16 protein-coding genes and 1 pseudogene are annotated in these 22,495 nt (G+C 41.1%); 12 read left to right on the forward strand and 5 right to left on the reverse strand.

Annotated features, from left to right (window positions below):
- Window positions 1-148 precede the first annotated feature (148 nt).
- Window positions 149-880, reverse strand: a complete 732-nt coding sequence (locus Aba26S_RS13435) for a phosphoadenylyl-sulfate reductase (RefSeq protein WP_005243966.1) — start codon at window positions 878-880, stop codon at window positions 149-151.
- Between the two features lie 173 nt (window positions 881-1,053).
- Between Aba26S_RS13435 and thrH the strand changes: the two genes are divergently transcribed.
- Window positions 1,054-1,671, forward strand: a complete 618-nt coding sequence (gene thrH / locus Aba26S_RS13440; RefSeq protein WP_004652299.1) for a bifunctional phosphoserine phosphatase/homoserine phosphotransferase ThrH — start codon at window positions 1,054-1,056, stop codon at window positions 1,669-1,671.
- 75 nt (window positions 1,672-1,746) lie between these two features.
- Here the strand turns inward: thrH and Aba26S_RS13445 are convergent, their stop codons facing one another.
- Both Aba26S_RS13445 and Aba26S_RS13450 read right to left on the reverse strand, forming a co-directional pair.
- Entirely contained in the window at window positions 1,747-2,973 is a 1,227-nt protein-coding gene (locus Aba26S_RS13445; RefSeq protein ID WP_043972649.1) for an OmpP1/FadL family transporter, read from the reverse strand.
- Between the two features lie 252 nt (window positions 2,974-3,225).
- On the reverse strand, window positions 3,226-4,716 hold the full coding sequence (locus Aba26S_RS13450; protein ID WP_005243962.1) for a long-chain fatty acid transporter: 1,491 nt from the start codon (window positions 4,714-4,716) through the stop codon (window positions 3,226-3,228).
- 490 nt (window positions 4,717-5,206) lie between these two features.
- Here Aba26S_RS13450 and kdpA point away from each other — a divergent pair, with 490 nt between their 5' ends.
- From kdpA to Aba26S_RS13475, 5 genes are read left to right on the forward strand one after another with little or no spacing between them, the layout of a single operon-like run.
- The gene (gene kdpA, locus Aba26S_RS13455) at window positions 5,207-6,904 is read left to right on the forward strand and encodes a potassium-transporting ATPase subunit KdpA (protein ID WP_043972652.1); all 1,698 of its coding nucleotides are present in this window, start codon (window positions 5,207-5,209) and stop codon (window positions 6,902-6,904) included.
- A gap of 16 nt (window positions 6,905-6,920) precedes the next feature.
- Entirely contained in the window at window positions 6,921-8,933 is a 2,013-nt protein-coding gene (gene kdpB / locus Aba26S_RS13460; RefSeq protein ID WP_043972657.1) for a potassium-transporting ATPase subunit KdpB, read from the forward strand.
- 9 nt (window positions 8,934-8,942) lie between these two features.
- Window positions 8,943-9,554 carry a potassium-transporting ATPase subunit KdpC gene (gene kdpC, locus Aba26S_RS13465; protein ID WP_043972659.1) on the forward strand — a complete coding sequence of 204 codons (612 nt, stop codon included), beginning with the start codon at window positions 8,943-8,945 and terminating at the stop codon, window positions 9,552-9,554.
- Between the two features lie 13 nt (window positions 9,555-9,567).
- A complete protein-coding gene (locus Aba26S_RS13470) occupies window positions 9,568-12,216 on the forward strand; it encodes a sensor histidine kinase KdpD (RefSeq protein WP_005243952.1) in 2,649 nt (882 codons plus the stop codon).
- Between the two features lie 10 nt (window positions 12,217-12,226).
- Complete coding sequence (locus Aba26S_RS13475) at window positions 12,227-12,925, forward strand: response regulator (RefSeq protein WP_005243950.1); 699 nt, start codon at window positions 12,227-12,229, stop codon at window positions 12,923-12,925.
- Between the two features lie 29 nt (window positions 12,926-12,954).
- Here the strand turns inward: Aba26S_RS13475 and Aba26S_RS13480 are convergent, their stop codons facing one another.
- Window positions 12,955-14,580: a long-chain fatty acid--CoA ligase gene (locus Aba26S_RS13480; protein ID WP_005243948.1), complete on the reverse strand. Its 1,626-nt coding sequence runs from the start codon at window positions 14,578-14,580 to the stop codon at window positions 12,955-12,957.
- A gap of 587 nt (window positions 14,581-15,167) precedes the next feature.
- Between Aba26S_RS13480 and Aba26S_RS13485 the strand changes: the two are divergent.
- The 3 genes and pseudogenes from Aba26S_RS13485 (at window position 15,168) to Aba26S_RS13495 (ending at window position 16,898) form a co-directional block, all read left to right on the forward strand.
- A pseudogene (locus Aba26S_RS13485) lies at window positions 15,168-15,839 on the forward strand (CsgG/HfaB family protein).
- 16 nt (window positions 15,840-15,855) lie between these two features.
- Complete coding sequence (locus tag Aba26S_RS13490) at window positions 15,856-16,224, forward strand: DUF4810 domain-containing protein (RefSeq protein ID WP_043972662.1); 369 nt, start codon at window positions 15,856-15,858, stop codon at window positions 16,222-16,224.
- Window positions 16,221-16,898 carry a GNA1162 family protein gene (locus tag Aba26S_RS13495; RefSeq protein ID WP_043972666.1) on the forward strand — a complete coding sequence of 226 codons (678 nt, stop codon included), beginning with the start codon at window positions 16,221-16,223 and terminating at the stop codon, window positions 16,896-16,898. The genes Aba26S_RS13490 and Aba26S_RS13495 overlap by 4 nt, the downstream gene beginning before the upstream one ends.
- 61 nt (window positions 16,899-16,959) lie before the next feature.
- Here the strand turns inward: Aba26S_RS13495 and Aba26S_RS13500 are convergent, their stop codons facing one another.
- Window positions 16,960-18,420 (reverse strand): coniferyl aldehyde dehydrogenase, encoded by a 1,461-nt coding sequence (locus Aba26S_RS13500; RefSeq protein ID WP_043972669.1) that lies wholly within the window; start codon window positions 18,418-18,420, stop codon window positions 16,960-16,962.
- 131 nt (window positions 18,421-18,551) lie between these two features.
- On the opposite strand from Aba26S_RS13500, the gene Aba26S_RS21430 reads away from it, so the two are divergent.
- The 3 genes from Aba26S_RS21430 to Aba26S_RS13515 all read left to right on the forward strand — a co-directional run bounded on the left by Aba26S_RS21430 (window position 18,552) and on the right by Aba26S_RS13515 (window position 22,251).
- On the forward strand, window positions 18,552-18,752 hold the full coding sequence (locus tag Aba26S_RS21430) for a hypothetical protein (protein ID WP_043972672.1): 201 nt from the start codon (window positions 18,552-18,554) through the stop codon (window positions 18,750-18,752).
- A 912-nt stretch (window positions 18,753-19,664) separates the two neighbouring features.
- Window positions 19,665-21,002, forward strand: a complete 1,338-nt coding sequence (locus Aba26S_RS13510) for a CitMHS family transporter (protein ID WP_043972675.1) — start codon at window positions 19,665-19,667, stop codon at window positions 21,000-21,002.
- A 139-nt stretch (window positions 21,003-21,141) separates the two neighbouring features.
- Window positions 21,142-22,251: a porin gene (locus Aba26S_RS13515; protein WP_043972679.1), complete on the forward strand. Its 1,110-nt coding sequence runs from the start codon at window positions 21,142-21,144 to the stop codon at window positions 22,249-22,251.
- Window positions 22,252-22,495: the final 244 nt, after the last annotated feature.

The raw sequence follows: 22,495 nt of genomic DNA on the forward strand, positions 1-22,495 counted from the left end.
TCTCTTGGAGCTCTTATTAGAATTATTGGAACCGTTCTGCGCAGTATATACTGTTTGTTCTGGTTAAAATATGACTTTAGACAACCGAGTCAGCGAAAATAAAACCACTGACGAATCAGTGGTTTTAATATACCAAATCTTTAATTGATTATTTTTTGAGGTTGCCGGCATGTAGGCCGCATTCTTTATGCGTGGCCTCTTCCCACCACCAGCGACCTTCGCGTTCATGTTGATTTGGCAACACCGCGCGTGTACATGGCTCACAACCAATTGAAATAAAACCACGTTCATGCAATGGGTTATATGGAATTTCCATCATTCGGATATAACTCCATACATCAGCACTGCTCCAGTTCGCCAGTGGATTATATTTAATCAACTGCTTGCCCTCACCAGAAAAACCGACATCCGCTTGAATCACAGGCACTTCGCTACGGGTCGGACTTTGATCCTTGCGCTGGCCCGTAATCCAGCCATCCAAGGTTGCCAGTTTCTTACGTAGAGGTTGTACCTTACGGATTCCACAACATTCCTGATGTCCATCTTCAAAAAAGCTAAACAGGCCTTTTTCAGTGACGAATTGCTGAACAGCAGTAGACTCCGGGAAGCAAATTTCAATATCGATCTTATAATGCTTACGAACTGTTTCAATGAACTGGTAAGTCTCTGCATGTAAACGTCCCGTATCCAGACTAAACACACGGAAGGGCTTACCTAGACGCGAGGCAATATCAATTAGAACAACATCTTCTGCACCAGAAAATGAAATTGCGATTTCACCTTGCTGGCTTAATGCAAGTTCTAAAATTTCTCGTGGCGATTTATCTGCGTATTCAGCAGCGAACGCATCTACAAGGTCAATAGTCGGAATAACAGTCATGGATGTTCCTGGCGATAGGCTTGGGCACAATTGTAAATCATTCGAAGCAAAGCAGTTTGCTTATGTCAGATTTTAATCTTGCAGAATAATGTGATTTTATTCCACAACAGCACAAAAATTGAATAATCTTAGTGCTATGATACAGCAATTTTTAACCAACATTGGAAGCATTCATGGAAATCGTATGCCTAGATCTTGAAGGGGTTTTAGTTCCAGAAATCTGGATCAACTTTGCAAAAAAAACAGGGATTAAAGAACTAGAAGCCACCACACGTGATATTCCTGATTACGATGTGTTGATGACACAACGTCTGAATATCTTAAAACAGCATGGTTTGGGCTTAAATGATATCCAGGCAGTGATTGCAGATATGGGCCCTTTTGAAGGAGCCAAAGAGTTTGTTGAGTGGGTACGTACCCATTTCCAACTGATTATTTTATCAGATACTTTTTATGAGTTTGCTCATCCATTGATGAAGCAATTGGGATGGCCAACCATTTTCTGTCATAAACTTGAAACCGATGAAAATGGCATGATCACAGCTTATAAGTTACGTCAACCTGATCAAAAGCGTCAGGCGGTAAAAGCATTACATGGTTTGAATTTCCGCGTGATTGCAGCAGGGGATTCTTATAATGATACTACCATGCTGGGTGAAGCAGATCATGGTTTCCTGTTCGATGCGCCAGCAAATGTGATTGCAGAATTCCCTCAATTCCCGCCATTGCATGGTTATGAAGCACTTAAACAGGCGATTCGTTCGGTATCGCAACGTGATATTCCAGAATAACTCGTCCTCTCTAACCCTCCTTTACTAAAGGAGGGAACTGCCCCTCTTGATTAAAGAGGGGCTGGTAGAGATTTTTTAGAATTTATAACCAATCTTTAGACCATAGGCGATGGCATTGTTATTTTCAAACTCTGCGACATAGCCAGGCGTATTAAATTGTGAACCGGATTGTGCTTTTGCATCGCCCAGCCAGAAGTATTTCACACCACCTGCGATAAAATAATTTGGAGCAGGGCTGTATTGAACACCAACCCCTACATTCCAGTAGCCTTCAGTTGGCCCAAGTGTGGTGACTGGGTTACCTGCGCCAGAGTCCCAACCAACGGATAGATTACCTGCCCATTGGTCGTTAAATTTACGACCAATACCTGTTGTAATTGAATATTGATCATCGGTATAGGCAACCAGATCAAAACCCTCTTTTTTACCTGTTGCCGCAACGATTGGTGGTAAGGTTGAAGCCGCACCAAATTTATAGGGACGGATGGCGAAGTCTTTCCAGTTCACCCAGCGTAAATTGGCAAATGCAACGGTGTTTTCCATAATTCCAGTTTGGAAATCGAGGTTGATCGATTGTGGGGTGGTGATTTCAGTTGTACCTTCTGAATGATTAATTTTATTTAGAACTGCATCCAAACCTGCACTGCCAGTCATGCCTGCAATACCATGATTTTCATAAGCATTCATTTCATGCTTGATTTTTGCACGGTAAGTCAAAGAAGCTTTGAGTGCAATTTCAGGAATTTGATAAGCAACACCCGCTAACCAGCCAACGCCTTCATCTTTGCCTGTTTTGAAGTCATAACCACTGTAGGCATTATAACTTTTGCCACGTAACAGTACGGTACTATCTAGGGTTTGATAGACCGCACCCGCATAAATATTCCAGTTTTGATTCGGTTGATAACCGAGTAGCAGATTTAAGTTTTCAGTATCAACTGTAACTGATGTGCCGCCTTTAAATGGAACAGGGCGGCTTTCGATAAAGTTACTTTTGCCCGTGTATTCTGCATCTGCGCCATAGGGCTGATCATAAATCAAACCAATCGAAAGTTTTTCTGTGGCTTGAATTTTTAAGGCTGCATTGGGCGCGTAATAGTGATTGGCCATATCACCTGTATTATTTTTAGATGTGTCTTTACCCGAAACACTCGGATCTAGAACGGTGATACCTGCTTCAAAATAGTTATTTGGCTGTAAAAAAGCGGCAATTGATTGACCTGAGCGATCCAGTGCTGCGGCGAATGTTGTTGTTGGAACTAAGCTAAGTAGAAGAGCCGTTTGAATAGCATTCAGCTTCATTAATATGTTCTCTCAAATCACTTTGTAACAGAATGGCGCGAAAAGTAACATAGTTTTTATTCGCTTAAATAATTTACAAATGTCAATAAATGTACGGTAAAGTCACTGAAAATACTTGAGCATTCACGGTTTTTATTGATGGTTTTAAACTTTGTATCACTGCTGATTTATTTAGTTATGATTTTGATTTTATTTATTAAAGTTGTATAAAAAAAGGCCATCCCAAGATGACCTTTTATTGAAAACTGTGGATTAGAAGCGATAGCCCATTTTTAAGCCATAGGCGATTGCATTGTTGTCTTTAAACTCTGCAACATATTCATTTCCACCTGCTTGAGCACCAGTTTGTGCTTTAGCATCGCCTAACCAGAAATATTTCACGCCAGCAGCAATAAAGGTTGCTGGCGTCGGGCTAAATTGAAGACCGACACCCACGTTCCAATAACCTTCTGTAGGACCAAGTGTTGTTACAGGGTTACCTGCACCAGAGTCCCAACCTACAGAAACGTTACCAGCCCATTGTTCGCTTAGTTTACGGCCAACACCTGCGTTAACAGACCATTGATCATCAGAATATTCAACTAAGTTGAAACCGTTTGGACGACCAACTAAACCACCGATTTGTTGAGACAATAAACCGAACTTGTATGGTTGGATTGCAAAGTCTTTCCAGTTGACCCAGCGAACGTTTGCAAACGCAACTGTATTCGCCATGATACCTGTTTGGAAATCTAAGTTAACAGACTGTGGCGTTGTAATTTTGGTCTTTTTACCCGCACTGCCTTCTTCAAGTGCTTGTGCTTGAGCTAATGCTTGAGCAGGAGTAATGCCCAGTAAACCTGCTAACACGGCTGGGTTGTTAACCAACGCAGAGGTTACAGAGAAATTTTCATTAATATTTACTTTGTGATCGATTTCTGAACGATATGTCAAAGATGCTTTAAGTGCAATCTCAGGAATTTGATAAGCTGCACCGACTAACCAACCAGCACCGCCAGTTTCTTTGATATTCGCATCATAGCCATTGTAGATACTATAAGCTGTACCACGTAGGTTTACATTACCTTTAACTGTTTGGTAAACACCACCAGCATACAGGTTGATGTTTTTAACTGGTTGATAGCCAAAAACAAGAGAAATATTTTGCGTATCTACTTTTACTGAAGTATTACCTTCGCCTAAAGCTGCATTTGCATCAGCAAGACCTTTTTGTAATGCTTTTACTGGTGCACTATTTAAGAAGCCTTGAGTGACTGCTGCTTGAGCCTGAGCAGGGGTCATACCACCTTGCACAAGTCCAGCAATTTGCTGTTGGCCTGTTGGAGAGCTTAAATAATCAGTTACTTTCTTTTGTACTAAAGCATTTGTTTTTTCAACAGGTAGAACAGTATCAGAGCCAGGGTTCGATACAAAAACGTTGTTTCCAGAATATTGAGCATTTGCACCATAAGGTTGGTCGTATAATAAACCGAAAGAAACGTTGTCAGTCAGTTGTAATTTTAATGCTGCGCTAGGGAAATAATAGTCATCCGCCATATCCCCAATTTTTCGTGTTGTTGATGATGTGCCAGCTTCTTGGCCTTTCACTGTTGGGTCTAGAACCGAAATACCCGCTTCAAAATAGTTACCCGGCTGAAAAAAAGCAGACATAGATTGACCTGAACGGTCTAACGCAGCTGCAAAAACTCCAGTTGCAGGCAGCGTTGCTAAAATCATGGCAGTGCTAAGATGTTTTAATTTCATTGTAAATCTTTCCTTGAACTTCAAGATTCTTAAGTGTTAAGAAGCTATGATCTGACAACAAAAAAGTTATCTATCGTGATTGGCTATAACTTCATGTAACAAAAATACCATAATTAGAATAAGAGTAAATGTTCTAAATGAACTATGCAGTATGCTGGTTTTGTTGAAATTGGATAAAAATAAATCTTAAAAAATTTATATACATATGTGTTTTTATTTGTAAAATAATGATAAATATAAATTATTCTTCTCAAATAATAATCGTTATTTTTTGCATTTTTCAAAATAATGTTTTTTATTTGGTCAAAGATTTTTTGTAAAAAATGAGATTTATTTCTCCACATATGCCTTTTAGGCAAAATTTTAAGCGGATCAGATCAGTCTAGAATAATTTTACGCAAAATTTACGCCTCGCGCTTTTTTCAATATAGAGAATTTACGTCCCTCATTTCCATACTAAAGCTGACCTATTTTTTAAATGGCATTTGCTATGTGGGAATTTATTTCTGTCTTTATTGTTTCATTGCTATTGGCTTATCCACTTGGCATTTATCTTGCCGATGTGATGCAAGCCAAACCAATGAAAAGTGACTGTTTGTTTAAATGGATTGAGCAGCCAATCTACGCATTTCTCAATGTAAAGCAGGTCGGAATGAATTGGCGACAATATCTCACTGCATTTCTACTCAGCAACCTGTTATTGCTTGGAGCAAGCGTCATCATTTTAATGACTCAGGCATGGTTACCACTGAATCCAGATCATATTCCCAATATGAATTGGGACTTGGCTTTACATACCACCATTTCATTTTTGACCAATACCAATCAGCAACATTATTCTGGACAGGCTCAGTTGTCCTATCTATCGCAAATGACAGTGATTGTCGGTTTACAGTATCTGTCTCCGATTATGGGACTGGCATTATTGGCTGCAATGCTAAGAGCCATGTTTTTACAATCTAATCATGCGCAAAGTAACGATAAAAAGCGTTGGAACCAGATCAATCTGGGTAATTACTGGATGGATATCATTCGGCCTTTATTTCGATTCTTTATTCCTTTAGGTCTTGTCCTGTCTGTATTTTTGACCTTTCAAGGTGTTCCTGCAACATTGTCTGCAGGGCCAACAGCACAAGTTCTAGATCAGACCACAGAAGTTAAAACACAACATATTCCGCTTGGTCCAGTTGCACCCATGGTAGCGATTAAACAGCTTGGCAGTAATGGTGGAGGGTGGTATGGCCCAAATAGCAGTGTGCCTTTGGAAAATCCAACGCCTTTATCTAATGTGATGGAGATGATTGCGATTTTACTGATCCCACTGTCAGTCGTATTTATGGTGGGACGTTTTATCCAGCGTAAAAAATTAATGTGGATGATTTTTGGCACCATGTTGTTGATGTCATTGGCTTCGACTGTATTGACCCTATGGGCTGAAAAATCATCTTTAACTCCAAATCTGGCTGTGATGGAGGGCAAGGAGTTCCGGTTTGGTGTGGAGGCTTCTGCACTTTGGGGGAGCTTAACCACCCAAGTGAATAACGGCTCAGTCAATATGATGCATGACTCAGAATCTCCACTGACAGGACTGGTTGAACTCTGCAATATGCTGATTAATGCCATTTGGGGAGGCATTGGTTGTGGTCTATTACAGTTCTTTATTTATCTGTTTTTAGCGGTCTTCATTGCAGGTTTGATGACTGGACGTACTCCTGAACTGTTCGGCCGAAAAATTGAAGTTACCGAAATTAAGTTGTTGGCGCTGGTGATTTTATTACAGCCCGTGGTGATTCTTGGATTGACCGCAATCGCGATTGCTTTCCCATCCCTGACAGCCAACTCAAATCCAGCTTTTCACGGTATTAGCCAAGTGTTCTATGAGTATGTCTCAGCCTATGCCAACAACGGTTCTGGTTTTGCAGGGTTGGGTAATAACACACTCTGGTGGAATTTGAGTACGAGCATTGCGTTATTAGCTGGGCGTTATAGCGTATTGATTATTCCTGTTTTGATTGCCGTCAGTTTAGCAACTAAACCACAAGCCACTGAAAGTAAAGGCTCTTTACATATTGAATCTCCTACCTTTGCACTGACTTTGATCGGCATCGTACTGATTCTGACCTTATTGCAATTCATGCCAGTGTTGGTGATTGGCCCAATTGCCGATTATTTATCAATAAAAGTTTAAGTGTGGAGCAAATACAATGAAACACTCAAATGCGACACAACAGCTGGATATTTTGAATAAAGAAGTTATCCAGCAGACTTTTTATAAACTGTTACCTCAACATGCATTTAAAAATCCAGTGATGGCCTGCGTCTGGATCGGAACTGTCCTAAGCCTCATCGCAACCATAATAGGGAATGCAAGTCTGGTTTTTGGCTTGGTGTTAAGCAGTATCTTGTTGGTGACCGTATTATTTGCCAATTATGCAGAGGCTGTTGCGGAAGCTAAAGGGCGTGGACAAGCGGCTTCATTGCGTCAAGCGCGCGAGAATTTAACTGCAAACCGCGTTGCTGATTTGGATGCACTCCCGGAAGTTGTTTCTGCAAATCTATTAAAAAAAGGTGATTTGGTCATCGTTAAAGCAGGGGAAATTGTGCCTGCAGATGGTGAAATCATTCAAGGTTTTGCCACCATCAATGAGTCAGCGGTCACAGGGGAGTCTGCACCGGTATTGCGTGAAGCCAATACGGATCGTTCAGGGGTGATTGGTGGAACCAAAGTGTTATCCGATCAAATTACAGTTTGTGTTAGTAACGAAGCTGGTCATAGCTTTTTAGATCGCATGATTGCTTTGGTTGAAGGCGCTAACCGTCAAAAAACACCGAATGAAATTGCACTGGGTGTTTTGCTGAATATCATGACCCTCACCTTTATTGTGGTGGTGGCAACCCTGCCATTTATTGGGGCAATGGTCGGTGTCAAAATCAGCTTGGTCTTATTAATTGCGCTGTTGGTGTGCTTGATTCCAACCACAATTGGCGGTTTGTTACCTGCAATTGGAATTGCAGGGATGAACCGTGCTTTAAAAGCCAATGTTCTGGCTAAATCTGGTAAGGCTGTTGAGGTTGCGGGTGATATCGATGTATTGCTGCTGGATAAAACGGGAACGATCACCTATGGTGACCGCCAAGCCACAGCCTTTTATCCACTGGCAGGTGTGAGTCCAAATGAGTTGCGCCAAGCTGCTATGCTGACCTCTTTTGCAGATCCAACCCCTGAGGGGAAATCTGTGGTCAGTCTAGGCAAAGAATTGGGGGAACATATTCAAGAGCCGAAAGATGCAGAATTTATTCAGTTTAGTGCATCGACACGGCTGTCTGGCGTCGATTTGGCCACTGGGCAACGCATTCGTAAAGGTGCTGTTGATGCCATTCTTAAATTTACCGAGCAAAATATTCAGGACAACTTTGAACTCAAGACTCGCGTCGAACAAGTGGCTTCTAAAGGTGCAACACCTTTGGTGGTAGCCTCAAATCATAATATTCTCGGTGTGATTGAACTCTCCGATGTCATCAAGCAGGGCATTAAAGAACGTTTTGCGCTGTTGCGTGAAATGGGGATTAAAACCATCATGGTTACAGGCGATAACCCGTTAACCGCTGCAGCAATTGCGGCTGAAGCTGGAGTAGATGACTATATTGCCGAAGCCAAACCCGAAGATAAACTGGCCTGTATTCGTCAAGAACAAGCAGCAGGTAAGCTGGTGGCGATGGTGGGGGATGGTACCAATGATGCGCCTGCTTTAGCCCAAGCGGATATTGGCCTCGCCATGAATTCTGGGACTCAGGCAGCTAAAGAGGCGGGCAATATGGTGGATTTGGATTCGGATCCAACCAAATTACTGGATGTGGTTGAAATCGGGAAACAACAGCTAATTACGCGTGGGGCATTAACCACTTTTTCTCTCGCTAACGATGTTTCCAAGTACTTTGTGATTTTGCCTGCGTTATTTGCTGTGGCAATTCCTCAGCTGGATGTACTGAATATCTTGCGCTTAAGTAGTCCAAGCAGCGCTGTGATTTCCGCGCTGATCTTTAATGCGTTAATTATTCCAATGCTGATTCCACTTGCCTTAAGAGGAGTTCAGTTTAAGCCTGCCAGTGCTCTGCAATTATTACGCCGTAATATGCTGATTTATGGTGTGGGTGGGGTGATCTTTCCGTTTATTGCGATCAAGTTGATTGACCTTGTTGTGTCATTGTGGATTTAGGAGTGAAAAATGAATACATTAGAAAATCTTCCATTGTCTGTAGATACACACGCGTTATTACGTCCTGCTTTAGGGCTGATTTTGGTCGGCTTTTTAATTGCTGGTGCGCTGTATAGTGGTGCTGGTGTCGCGCTGGGACAGTTATTCTTTCCCAAACAGGCCAATGGCAGTTTAATTGAGCTTAATGGCAAGATTATCGGTTCAAGCTTAGCTGGACAAAGCTTTGTCAGTGAGCAATATTTTCATGCGCGTCCAAGTGCATCCAACTATCAATTGGATACAATGGCTGGGAGTAATCTGGCTATTTCAAACCCAGTACTGCAAAAACAGATTAAGGAAAGAACAATGCAGTTTGCTCAGAATAATCATATTTCTGGGCAGCAGGTTCCACTTGAAATGATTACTGCATCAGGCAGTGGTATTGATCCAGATATTTCAGCAGCAAGTGCGTTATTGCAGGTAAAACGTGTAGCACAGCAGCGTCATTTGTCTGAGCAGCAGCTACATAATTTAGTACAACAACAGATTCAACCTGTTCAATTAGGTTTGTATGGGCAAGCACGGATTAATGTGCTGAAATTGAATCTGGCATTAGATCAATTGTCATCGACCCAACGTTGATAGAGCACAGGATATGCAGATCGACCGAAACAATAAAGCAGATGCATGGTTGGCGCATAGTCAACGGGAGCAATCTGGTCGTTTAACCATTTTCTTGGGTGCGGCACCAGGTGTGGGAAAAACCTATGCCATGCTGACACGGGCACATGAGTTGATGCAGCAAGGTTCTCATGTGGTGGTGGGTGTGGTGGAAACGCATGGTCGATCTGATACCGAGCGTTTGATTCAAGGCCTGAATGTGATTCCAAGAAAGGCCGTGGACTATCAGGGTCGTACTCTGGAAGAGATGGATCTTGATCAGATCCTTAAATTAAAGCCTGAAATTGTGTTGGTGGATGAACTCGCACATCGTAATGTGCCAAATAGTCGGCATGAATACCGTTGGCAAGATGTCAATGAACTGTTGGATGCAGGGATTGATGTCTATAGCACCTTAAATATTCAGCATCTGGAAAGTCTCAATGATGTGGTCTATCAAATTACAGGGATTCGCGTTAGCGAAACAGTTCCGGATGCATTGCTCAAACGTTTGAAAGATATTCGCTTGGTTGATCTGCCTGTGCCTGAGCTGTTAGAGCGTATGAATCACGGCAAGATTTATTTAGCGGATGTTGCACCGCATGCCTTACAGGGATTTTTCAAACCCGCACATTTAACTGCTTTGCGTGATCTCGCGATTCAAACGGTGGCAGGGCAAGTTGAAATGGATTATCGGGAAAAATTTGTCGCACAGGGACAAATCATTCCCATTCAAAATCATGTGATGTTAGCGATTGATGGGTCTGAGTTTTCAGAAGATTTGGTACGACGTGCACACCGTATTGCTGAAAGACGTAATGCGATATGGAGTGTCATCTCGATTCAAAAAAGCAAGATTGAAAACAAGCAAACTTTCGCCGTGACTAAAGCGTTTAATTTGGCACGTAAACTTGGTGCCGATACGTATTTACTATATAGCAATCATATTGCTTCTACGATTTTACAAGCGGCTTATGACTATGGGGCATCCAATATTTTATTGGGGAAAAGTGCTAAAAAATCAGTATGGCAGCGCTTATTTTCAGATCATATTGCCGATCAGTTATTAGAGAAACAGCATCCTTTTGAGATTACTTTTGTGCAACCATTAAAAAGTAAAAATCAAAGCACTGTACCCAACGTAGATCATTCTTATCGTGCTTGGTTAGAGCAGGGCCTGGCCTTTAATCCGCGTGAGCTCGTTGAAAGTATCGTGATAGTGTTGTTGGGCCTAATCGCCGCGACGGTCAGTGATCATTTCATTGGTTATAGTGAACTGGCCTTAATTTTTGTGGTTACTGTGCTGGTGGTGGCGATGCGTGCAAGGATGCTGATTACTATCATTAGCGTGTTCATCTGTTTCCTGCTGTATAACTATCTATTTATTGAACCCCGCTTTACCTTTCGAATCAGTGCTGAACGTGGGGTCATGACCATTATTATTTTCATTGTCTCTGCTTTGTTGGTCGGACGGTTGGCTAATCAGTTACGTGCTCAGGTGCTGAGCTTGCGTGCTGCAAATTCAGTTTCATTGCAACTACAGGAGTTGGAACGAAAGCTTTCAGTTTGTGTGGATATTGAACAGGTTTTAAATGTTGCCAAACAACATGTAGAAAGTGCTTTGAAGGCAACAGTTTGGCTAAGGGTTGGCACGCAAATGCTGGATGATCATGTGCGCTTAAATGAAAAAGATCAGATTGCTGCTGATTGGACTCAAAAAAATGGTAAACCCTGTGGACGTTTTACCAATACATTGACTCAGTCTGAATGGTGGTTTAACCCCTTAAACCTAGAGGGCGAGCATGGTGTGATTGCGATTCGATTTCAGCCAGATACAATGCCCATAAACTTTGAACAACAACGTTTGGCTGAATTGATGATTGAAGATATTGCACAAACGGTCTCACGGGTGCAGTTATCTTTACAGCTGGAGAATTCCAGAGTGGTTGCTGAAACAGAAAAATTGCGTTCAGCCTTACTCTCTTCTGTATCCCACGATCTGCGTTCACCACTGGCAGCAATGATTGGTTCAGCAGATAGTCTGAAATACTATGGTGAACAGATGTCTGAAACGGATCGGAATGAATTACTGGATACCATTCATGTTGAGGGCGAGCGTCTGGATCGTTATATTCAAAATTTATTGGATATGACCCGTTTGGGACACCAGGGCTTAACCTTGAGTCGTGCTTGGATTGGTGTGGATGAATTAATTGGATCGGCAACACAGCGGTTAAAGCGCTATCAGCCTCAGTTGAACATTGATGTCTCTATTCAAGAGAACATCCCGCAGTTGTATGTACATCCTGCCTTGATTGAACAAGCGATTTTCAATGTCTTGGAAAATGCCGCAAAGTTTTCACCTGATGATAAGCCTATTGAGGTCGACATTCAGCAGGTAGAAAATGTCTTACAAATCGACATTGTGGATCAGGGTGTGGGTATTCCAGAACAAGAACGTGAACAGATCTTTGACATGTTTTATACCATGCAGCGTGGAGATCGAGGTAAAACGGGAACGGGATTAGGTCTTGCAATTGTAAAAGCGATTATTGGGGCGCATATGGGCAGTATTGAAGCTTTGGTGGGGCCATATGGTCAAGGCTCTTTAATTCGAATACGATTACCACTTCATCAGGATTAAAAGTATATTCATGCCACAGACAATGAATCCACATGCATCGATTCTTATTATTGATGATGAGCCGCAAATTCGGAAATTTCTGGACATTGCCCTACGTGCGCAAGGCTATCAGGTACAGGTGGCTGAAAATGGAATGAAGGGCTTGGAAATTCTGGCATCACGCGGTGCTGATTTATTGATTCTGGATTTAGGGCTGCCTGATATGGATGGGCAGGAGGTGCTGATTGAATTGCGGCAATGGAGTGATATTCCTGTGATTGTGCTTTCAGCACGTCCAGATGAGAATCAGAAAATTCAGCTCTTGGATGCGGGTGCCAATGATTATGTAACCAAGCCTTTTAGTATTCAGGAGCTCTGTGCCCGAATTCGGGTCATGTTTCGCAATAAGCCACAACCGTCTGAGCACAATCTGGTGTTTAATGATGGACAACTTTGGGTGGATGTGGCTGAACATGCGGCCAAACTGGCTGGTGAAGACATTACCTTAACCAAAAAAGAATTTCAGTTGTTGGCCCTGTTGATTCGTCATCAAGGCAAGATTGTGACGCAAAAACAAATCATGACCGAGTTATGGGGCATTAGCCATGAAGAGGATACCCACTATCTTAGAATCTTGGTCAAAAAACTCAGAACTAAAATAGGGGATTCCGCAGTGACGCCCAAGTATATTTTCACCATTGCGGGAGTTGGATTACGCTTTGGTGAATAATGAGTCTATGTTGTCGTTGTAATGAGCCATTATGAGTTTAGTAAAAAATCAGCATATGCTGCGCGTAGCTCTGTCTTAACAATTTTCCCGGTACCGTTGATCGGGAGCGCATCAACAAAAATGACGGCATCTGGAATCTGCCAAGAGGCAATTTTATCGGCAAAATAGGTCAGCAGGTCTTGTTCGGTTAATGATGAATGTTCTTGTTTTACCGCAATTAAAATTGGACGTTCATCCCATTTGGGGTGGCGTGCAGCAATTGCGGCAGCCATACGAATTTCAGGATGGCCTACGGCAATATTCTCTATTTCAACAGATGAAATCCATTCACCGCCTGATTTGATTAAATCTTTAGCGCGATCGCGGATGGTCATGTAACCATCAGAATCAATGGTTGCGATATCCCCTGTATCAAACCAACCATCTGAAGTCAGAGAGCTTTTTGCTTGATTGAAATAGTGGTCAACCACCCATGGGCCACGAACCTGTAAATTTCCTTGTGTCTGCCCATCATTTGCGAGCGGTGTCATAGTTTTTTCATCAACAATACGTAATTCTATACCAAAAGGTGGACGACCTTGGCTTTGGCGTAATTTCTCAAGTTGCTCCGTATTTAATGTCTCATGTTTTGCCTTGGGTTGATTGGCTGTGCCCAGTGGACTTATTTCTGACATCCCCCATGCATGAATCGTGTCACAATGATAAGTGTCTCTAAATTCACGGATGATAGACGGTGGGCAGGTTGCGCCACCAACAACATTGCGCTGCAGACTTTGCAAGCGGCTGCCTGTTTTTTGGGCAGCAAGCAATAGGCCTTGCCAAATGGTAGGAACCCCCAAGGCCACTGTTACTTTATAATCATCAATTAAACGAACGAGGCTATCCCCATCTAAATTTGGACCAGGCAGAATGAGCGAACTCCCGACCATTGCTGCTGCATAGGGAATACCCCATGCATTGACATGGAACATGGGAACCACAGGCATGACAATATCTCGAGCAGAAATATTTAAAGAGTCGGGGAGTGCAATGGCCATTGTATGCAGTAAGGTCGAACGATGGCTATATAAGACTCCTTTGGGATTCCCCGTGGTGCCCGAGGTATAACATAAGGAGCTCGGTGTTTCTTCCTTGAATTGCGGCCAATCAAATTCTACGGATTGATCTTGAATTAACTCATCATAAAAAATAACGTTTGGAAGTGCGTTAGCGACGCTTTCATCATAGGCGCTTAAACAGATCAATTTTTCAACCGAAGGAATTTTATCCTCAAGCGCACTGATTAATGGTAAAAATGTACTGTCGAAGAAAATAACTTTATCTTGAGCATCATGAATAATAAAGGTCAACTGCTCTGGAAATAATCGAGGGTTAATCGTATGGCAAACATAACCGCATCCAGAAATGGCATACCATGATTCTAGGTGACGGCGGTTATTCCATGCGATTGTGGCAATACGATCACCCTCGCTTAAATTAAACGCCTTGAAAGCATTTGCTAAGCGTTTACTATTCTGCTGGATGTGTTTCCAATTCGTAGTGCTGAGTTGGCCATCGATTTCACGTGAAAAAATGGCCGTATCTGCGTGATATTTTGCTGCATGCTCTATTAAGTTACTAATCAATAAATCCTGATGTATCATTTTTCCAAACATTTTTTATCCTTTTCACTACTTGGTGCGGTCAATGCTGCTGTGAACCTGAAGTTCACTGTCTTAATATTTATGGTGAATGACTGAAATAAAATGATATTTAAAAGACAAGTTCATGAGGAGTGATATCTCTAGAGATGTACCACACCTCGAGTACAGTGAGAACTTGATGCGTAGCAAAATGAAAGTAGCATTGAGAAAAATAGTGGTCAATATGAAAGCGAATTTTATTCATATTAATCATGCAAAGGCTGAATAATTCAACACGTTTCAGCTTGTTGACTCGCTTCAACGCCATAAAGACGGTTATGGTAATTTGAATGCATAAATTTTAGAAAAAATTAAAAAAAGGATATGTTGGAAACGCTAATGATCATTTTATCGGATTAAACCAAGAAAAATGGCTGCATATTCAAGCTCGTTGCAGTGGATTAAGTGATAATCAGATGCTGATAATGTGCAATATTTTTGAGGCTGTAAAATAAATTTTTATTATAATTAATAAGAGTTTAGCTTGTTGGTTGTTGTGCGCAGTTTTCTGTTTTTTAGTATATACTGGTTAAGCTTTTTAATGTCTTATTCGAGTCAAAATGAAAAAATTATTAGCGATTACCGCATTCAGTTCTTTAGGTTTAATGGCCTGCTCAACCACAGAAACATCAAAATCAATTCAGAGTCCACAAGTAACGGCAGCGGTACAACAGATTAAATATAACGGGGTTAAAGTACCTGTTTCGATTGGTAAGTTTGATAATCGTTCTAGCTATATGCGAGGTATCTTCTCTGACAATGTCGATCGTCTTGGCGGACAGGCGAAAACCATTTTAGAAACCCATCTACAGCAAACGGGCTATTTCTCGGTTTTAAATCGTGACAACCTATCTGAACTGAAGCAAGAAGTGGGGTATAGCAATACGGCTCAAACGATTAAAGGTGCACGTTATGTGATTACAGGTGATGTATCTGAGTTTGGCCGTAAAGAAGTGGGTGATCAGCAATTATTCGGTATTTTAGGCCGTGGTAAGCAACAGATTGCTTAAGCCAAAGTGAATTTGAATATTGTCGATGTGAAAACGTCGGAAATTGTTCATTCAGTACAAGGTGCGGGTGAATACGCACTCAGTGCTCGTGAAGTACTTGGTTTTGGCTCTACAGCCTCTTATGACTCGACCTTAAATGGTAAGGTACTGGACTTAGCGGTACGTGAAGCCGTCAACAATTTGGTCACTGATATTCAGAATAACCGTTGGACTGCACAATAAACTAGGCCGCTGTAAAATGAAAAAAATTGTTTGCGCCAGTTTGATCAGCATCGGGCTGGTTGGTTGTGCTACTGGGCCTCAACCTCTGTATAGTTGGGGCTCTTATACACAACAGACGTATTTGATGTATAACGCACCAGAAAAAGCCACACCCAATGCACAAATCATCAAGCTAGAAGCGGAAATCGAAAAAGCCAAAGGGAAAAATCTCGCTGTTCCACCTGGGCTATATGCACATCTGGGCTTGTTATCTTTGCAAGAGAATAATGCGCAAAAAGCAGTTGAGTATTTCCAATTGGAACGACAAGTGTATCCTGAATCGACTGTATTGATGAATCGCTTGTTGCAGAAAATGAATGCCAATGGAGGAATTGCAAAACCATGATCAAGGCATTTTTAGTTTCTAATCTTCTGCTTGCAGGTTTAGTACTTACAGGCTGCGCATCATCTCCTGCGGTGAATAAAGACATGACGGTATATAAGCAGCATATGCCGAAATCGATTCTGGTGTTACCACCAGTCAATGATTCACCTGAGGTAAAAGCAACTTATAGTTATTGGCCAACTGTTGTTACACCTGTTGCTGAAGCAGGTTATTACGTTTTTCCAATTTCTGTGGTTGATTCGATGTTTAAAGAGAACGGTGTGACCAATGGTCATGATGCGCAAAGCATTTCGCCACAGAAATTACAGGAAATTTTTGGTGCGGATGCTGCGCTCTATATTCGAATTAAAGAATATGGTTCTAAATATCAAGTCATTCAAAGTGTTGCAACCGTGAGCGTGGAAGCAAAACTGGTTGATTTGAAGAGTAGCGAAGTCCTTTGGACTGGTGAAAAGAAAGCGGTTCAATCCAGCAATAATGGCAACAATGATTTACTCAGTTCATTGGTCGGTGCATTGGTGGAACAAATTGCCAGGAGCCTAAATGATCGTGCTTATCCTTTGGCAAGCATCGTCAATACCCAATTATTTACACCGACACAGCATAATCCTGGTTTGGGTTTGCTTTATGGACCACGTTCACCGAAATACCAACAGGACGGTATGCTAAAGTGATTTTTTAATCATCGATATCAAATAGAAAAGCCTCTGAATGAGGCTTTTCTATTTTTATGGCTTATTTTAGCGTTGGGTCACCCTGTTTCAGGAAGAAACGTAAAGTAAGCTTTTGTACCCAAGTTCCATAAGGCGGATAGAATAGTTGCGTTGGGAAGAAACGATGGCGCGCAAATACGGTTTTCGCATGTGAAAGCTCACGGAAGCCTTCTTCACCATGATAAGTCCCCATTCCTGAGTTCCCGATCCCACCAAAGGGCGCATCATGGTTGACCACATGCCAGCCCCAGTCATTGATGGTCACACCACCAGAATGGGTTTGTTTTAAGATGTACTCACGTTCCTGCGCATCAAGGCTGAAACAGTACAACGCCAAAGGACGCTCACCTGCCTGAATATAGTCAATTGCATCATCCAGTGTGTCATAAGCAAGTACAGGTAAAACGGGGCCAAAGAGCTCTTCTTTAAGAATACGCATGTCTGCTGTGCAATTCAGCACGATATGTACAGGCATACGACGTGCATCTTCCGCTCGATCATACTCACCACAAACAATGATTTGAGCACCTTTGGCCTGTGCATCATCCAGTATCTCAAGTAAACGCTTCAGATGACGATCACTGATAATCGAGGTGTAATTGTTATTATGATGAATATTGTTGCCATACATCTGGGTGAAATTGGATTGGCATTCTGCGACGAACTCATCCACTTTTTCTTTAGGTACCAGTGCATAGTCAGGTGCAACACAGATCTGACCACAGTTGGTTGCTTTACCATGTAATATACGTTTCGCGGCATCGGCCAAAGGATAATTTCGGCTGACGAAAGCTGGAGATTTGCCGCCTAATTCTAGTGTTACAGGTGTAAGGTTTTCAGCCGCTGCGCGCATTACCACACGGCCAATCGCAGGTGAACCTGTGAATACAATATGGTTGAATGGCAAGGAGGTAAATTGAGCAGGGTCGAGAATTTCCTCACCAAAAACTGCGACTTCATCTTCACTGAAAATCTCAGCTAGCATACGTCTCACCACTGCATTGGTGGCAGGTGTCACTTCAGGCAGTTTAATCATGACACGATTGCCCGCAGCAATGGCAGCAATTAAGGGTCCTAAGGCCAAGTAAACAGGGAAGTTCCAAGGCACAATCACTCCAACCACACCTTTGGGTTGGTATTGCACACGTAAACGGTTGGATAAAAAGAGCAGTTCAGTCTGACGTTTGCTTGGACGCATCCAACGTCTCAAATGGCGAATCGCATGTTCTGCTGCGAGCACTGAACCGAGCAAATCGAGTAATTTTGATTCATCAACTGAGCGGGAACTAAAGTCAGTATGAATGGCGTTTGCAATGACATCTTGATAACGGATGATCTGTTTTTTAATGTGCAATAGCTTACTGCGGCGGTCATCGAGATCTGGATAGGGGTGAGCATCAAAAGCGATGCGTTGTTGTTTAAAAACCGAAAGCATATGTTCAGTTGCTGAATCGCCGAATGGTTGAGATGTTGAAAGTGTCATTGTTGTTCCTTTCATGCTTATTAGTAGAAGAGACTTTATGATTAATGCGTTTTGTAGTCGATATTCAATTGAGACAACAAAAAGTAATTTCGTGCCATTATGCATCATCACTCAGGGGATGAGGTGAAAAAATGCGTAAACATGCTGATAAGCATACGGTGATTAAAGCTCAATATAATCAGGCAGGATTGCATCTGAATGTAACTTTGTTTGGTATAACCCGCTTATTCAATGAAATACAGCAACATGGCGATTCCATAGCTGAGGTGTTGCAGCAGGAGGGGACAGGCATTGCATATGAAGCGCTGATAGACAAGCGCAACTGTGATTGATCGGTGAGTTTTGGTTTGGCTCAATGCAAAGTTTGATTGAATGAGTTAGAAGCCCTCATTTCAGGGAAAAAACGATTACAGCCTTCCCCGTATCTAATTATGCTGAAAAATATCAAAAAGTATTTCACTGTCTCGTAGCGTGTGATGGAGATGTCATGCAATCGGATATTTTCTAACAGCTCAAGAAATTGCAGAGCAACTAGATGTGTCTAAACGAACTGTGTAGCGGTACTTGACGGAGACCGAAGAGTAAATTTTAGATAGCACCAGAAGAGGGGGTGCTGAGGATTACTTGGCCTCAAGCTTGAGTATTGATGAAAGATTGGGCTTTACTGATATCTCAAATTTAGAAAAGCTTATCGACGCTGGGCAGGGGGTTTCACCAAATGAATATAGGGTGCATAAAACAATAGGGTTTGAATTTAAATAATGGTTGTTTTTATCAAAATATGATTTTTTTAATTTTATTTTAATATCTTGCAATTATAATAATGTTTGTCAGTTTTTGAGGCTTTAAAAATTATGTCGACTTCAATTCATGTTAACTTGAATAGAAGTTTTATAAATAAATGATATTTGCTTTGATTATGTTTTAACGCGGGTAGTTATTTTTTAACCTAAAAATGCACTATAATGTGGCGTTTTTATTCTAGAGATATCTTGTTTTGATTGTTTATTATTTGGTTGGTTTTACTGTTTAGTATATAATTTATAATTAAAAAACATTAATAATCATAATTTTATATTTAATATATGGTTGTATTATTTTAAAGTATTTTTCATGTGAATGAGTGTATTAAGCATATAATTAAATTAAATGAATTGCCTAAACTTAAATCGCATAGAATTTGTGCTGGACTAGGGTAGCGGTTTACCCAATAAAAAAACTTAATATGCTAAGGATTGCTTTCAATGCTGACTTTTTTAGGTATCAGCATGATCATGTGTTTCATGTATTTGATCATGTCAAAACGTCTCAGTGCATTAGTTGCATTAATTTTAATTCCATTTATCTTTGCAATTATCGCTTGGGGCTTAGGGTTTTATTTTGACAGTCTAAGTCATATTCAATTAACTGAACTCGGCAATACGATGCTCGAGGGAATTAAAAAACTTGCACCAACAGGAGTAATGCTACTTTTTGCAATCTTATATTTTGCATTAATGATTGATTCAGGGTTATTTGACCCATCAGTTAGATGGATTTTAAAGAAAGTAAAAGGTGATCCATTAAAAATTACTTTAGGAACCGTATTTTTAACTTTATTGGTTTCTTTAGATGGGGATGGTTCAACCACTTATATGATTTGTGTGGCAGCCATGATGCCTCTATACAAACGCGTCGGCATGAACCCTCTGATTATGACCTGCCTGATGTTGCTCTGTAGCGGGGTCATGAATTTGACACCATGGGGCGGTCCAACCGCACGTGCAGCAAGTGCTTTACAGGTCGATGCCAGTGAAGTCTTTATTCCAATGATTCCATCCATGATTGTGGCAGCTGCTTGGTTATTCTTCTTGGCCTATCTTTATGGCATGTATGAGCGCAAACGTTTAGGTGTAATTGAGCTGGTTGATATTAGTCATGCGGATGAGATTTCCATTTCCAAAGATCCAGAAGCTCAGCGCCCACATTTACGTTGGTTTAACGGTATTCTAACGCTCGTTTTAATGGCTTCTTTGGTAAAAGGGATTTTACCAATGTCGATCTTGTTTATGCTGGGCTTCTGTATTGCCTTGGTGGTGAACTATCCTTGCGTCAATATGCAGAAAAAGCGTATTGCAATGCATGCAGACAGTGTATTGGCCGTGGTTGGAGTTATTTTTGCGGCAGGTGTTTTTACTGGAATTCTGTCTGGTACAGGTATGGTTGAAGCGATGTCTAAAGGCTTCGTAGCTGTGATTCCACCTAGTCTAGGACCGTATCTGGCACCAATTACAGGGGTGTTGAGTATGCCATTGACATTCTTTATGTCAAACGATGCCTTTTATTTTGGTGTATTACCGATTTTGGCTGAAGCTGCTTCACATTATGGAATTGCACCCGTTGAAATTGCACGTGCTTCTATTGTCGGTCAACCCATTCACTTATTATCTCCACTGGTTCCTTCAACTTATTTATTATGTGGTTTGGCTGCTGTTGAAATGGGGGATCATCAAAAGTTTACCCTGAAATGGGCATTTATTACCTGTTGTATATTAATGGGTAGTGCTTTGATATTTGGTGTTTTTCCATTTTATAATATTTGAGCTGGATTATTCATATGCTTTTATATTCTGGAAAATATGAAAGCAGATTATCTTGAGTCTATTTTATTTTAATTTTTTGCTTGAAATATAGCCAAATAGGTGTGTTTTTTTAATTTTTTAGATGGTTAGGTTAATAACAATGAAGATGAAAATTGTATTTGCAATGCTAATGAGTATTGCCGCAAGTTCTACTTTTGCAGCTCCAAAAATCTATGGAGAAATTGATGTAAGTTTGGATTATTTGCCTGAAATAAATGCAAATTCATCTAATCGTGACGTATGGAAAGTGAACAGTAATAGTTCATTTCTCGGGATCAAGGGTGAGGAAAAATTAACCGAACATTTAAGTGCGATTTATTTAGCAGAATGGGCATTTTACGCAGATGGTGATAAAACAGACTGGTCGCAACGAAATCGTTTTGTTGGATTAAAAGATGACCGTTTTGGTGCAATTAAAGTTGGTAAACATAATACACCATTAAAGGATTTATCCAGCCCTGTAGATAGTTTTAATAACTATATCAGTAATAAAGCCGATATTACGGGTATTATGACGGGTGAAAACCGGGTCAATAATGTCGTGGTCTATGACTCACCTGAAATTGCATTGAATGGCGGTAATATCGAAGCCAGTGTTTTACTTGCAACAGGCGAGAGTCGAGGGATTGAAGATGACAAACGTGGCGGTGTAAATGTTGCGGGACGCGGTTTAGGAGATGCTTGGTCTGCATCGCTCAGTTATAGCCATCCATTATTTTTAGTGGGTTTAGGCTATGATAAGGCTATTCCAAGTGACTTTTTAGGACATGGTTTGTTGAATGCGGCAGAGACTGAAACCCAAGTGGAGGAGGTCTTCGCAGCTGCGAATACAGTCCGTGTCATTGGTCGTTTGACACCAATTGAAGGACTAGCTCTGAAAACGCTTTACCAGACCTCTAAAGTTGCGGATAAAAAAGGCAATGATCAGGCCGCGATGAATATTGATGATTCACAAGGCTGGCTGATTGGTGCTGAATATAAATTGCCGAATCAATCCAAATGGGCAGTGAAAGCTCAGTATAGCCAAAATTCAACCAGCTTTAAAAATGGTGAGTCAGATTTTGATGCGAAGCAATTACTGGTGGGTACCGATTATTCATTTAATAAGCAAGTGAAACTCTATGGTTATGCAGGTTATTCAACCTTTGAGCAGGCGAGTGCGAAAGATAAGCAACCTGTTGTAGGCAGCGGTTTAGAATTTAAATTCTAAAAAAGTAAATATCAGCAATAAATAGGATGAAGCCATCCTATTTATTCTATAAAATGAGAGACTATTCTCGTTTTGAATAGATAAAAAACTTTGTTTTTGTTATCTAATTAATTGAAAAATAAAATAGAAAAAATTCACAATTATTTCATTTTTATCTAGTAAAGTGCTGTTATAAAACTGTCATGGACTGTGTGGATAGAAAAGAAAATGATTTTCGAAAATTTTAATATCTTTTTATTCAATA

The sequence above is a fragment of the Acinetobacter sp. NBRC 110496 genome (assembly GCF_000876115.1).
In the GTDB taxonomy this organism is placed as follows: domain Bacteria; phylum Pseudomonadota; class Gammaproteobacteria; order Pseudomonadales; family Moraxellaceae; genus Acinetobacter.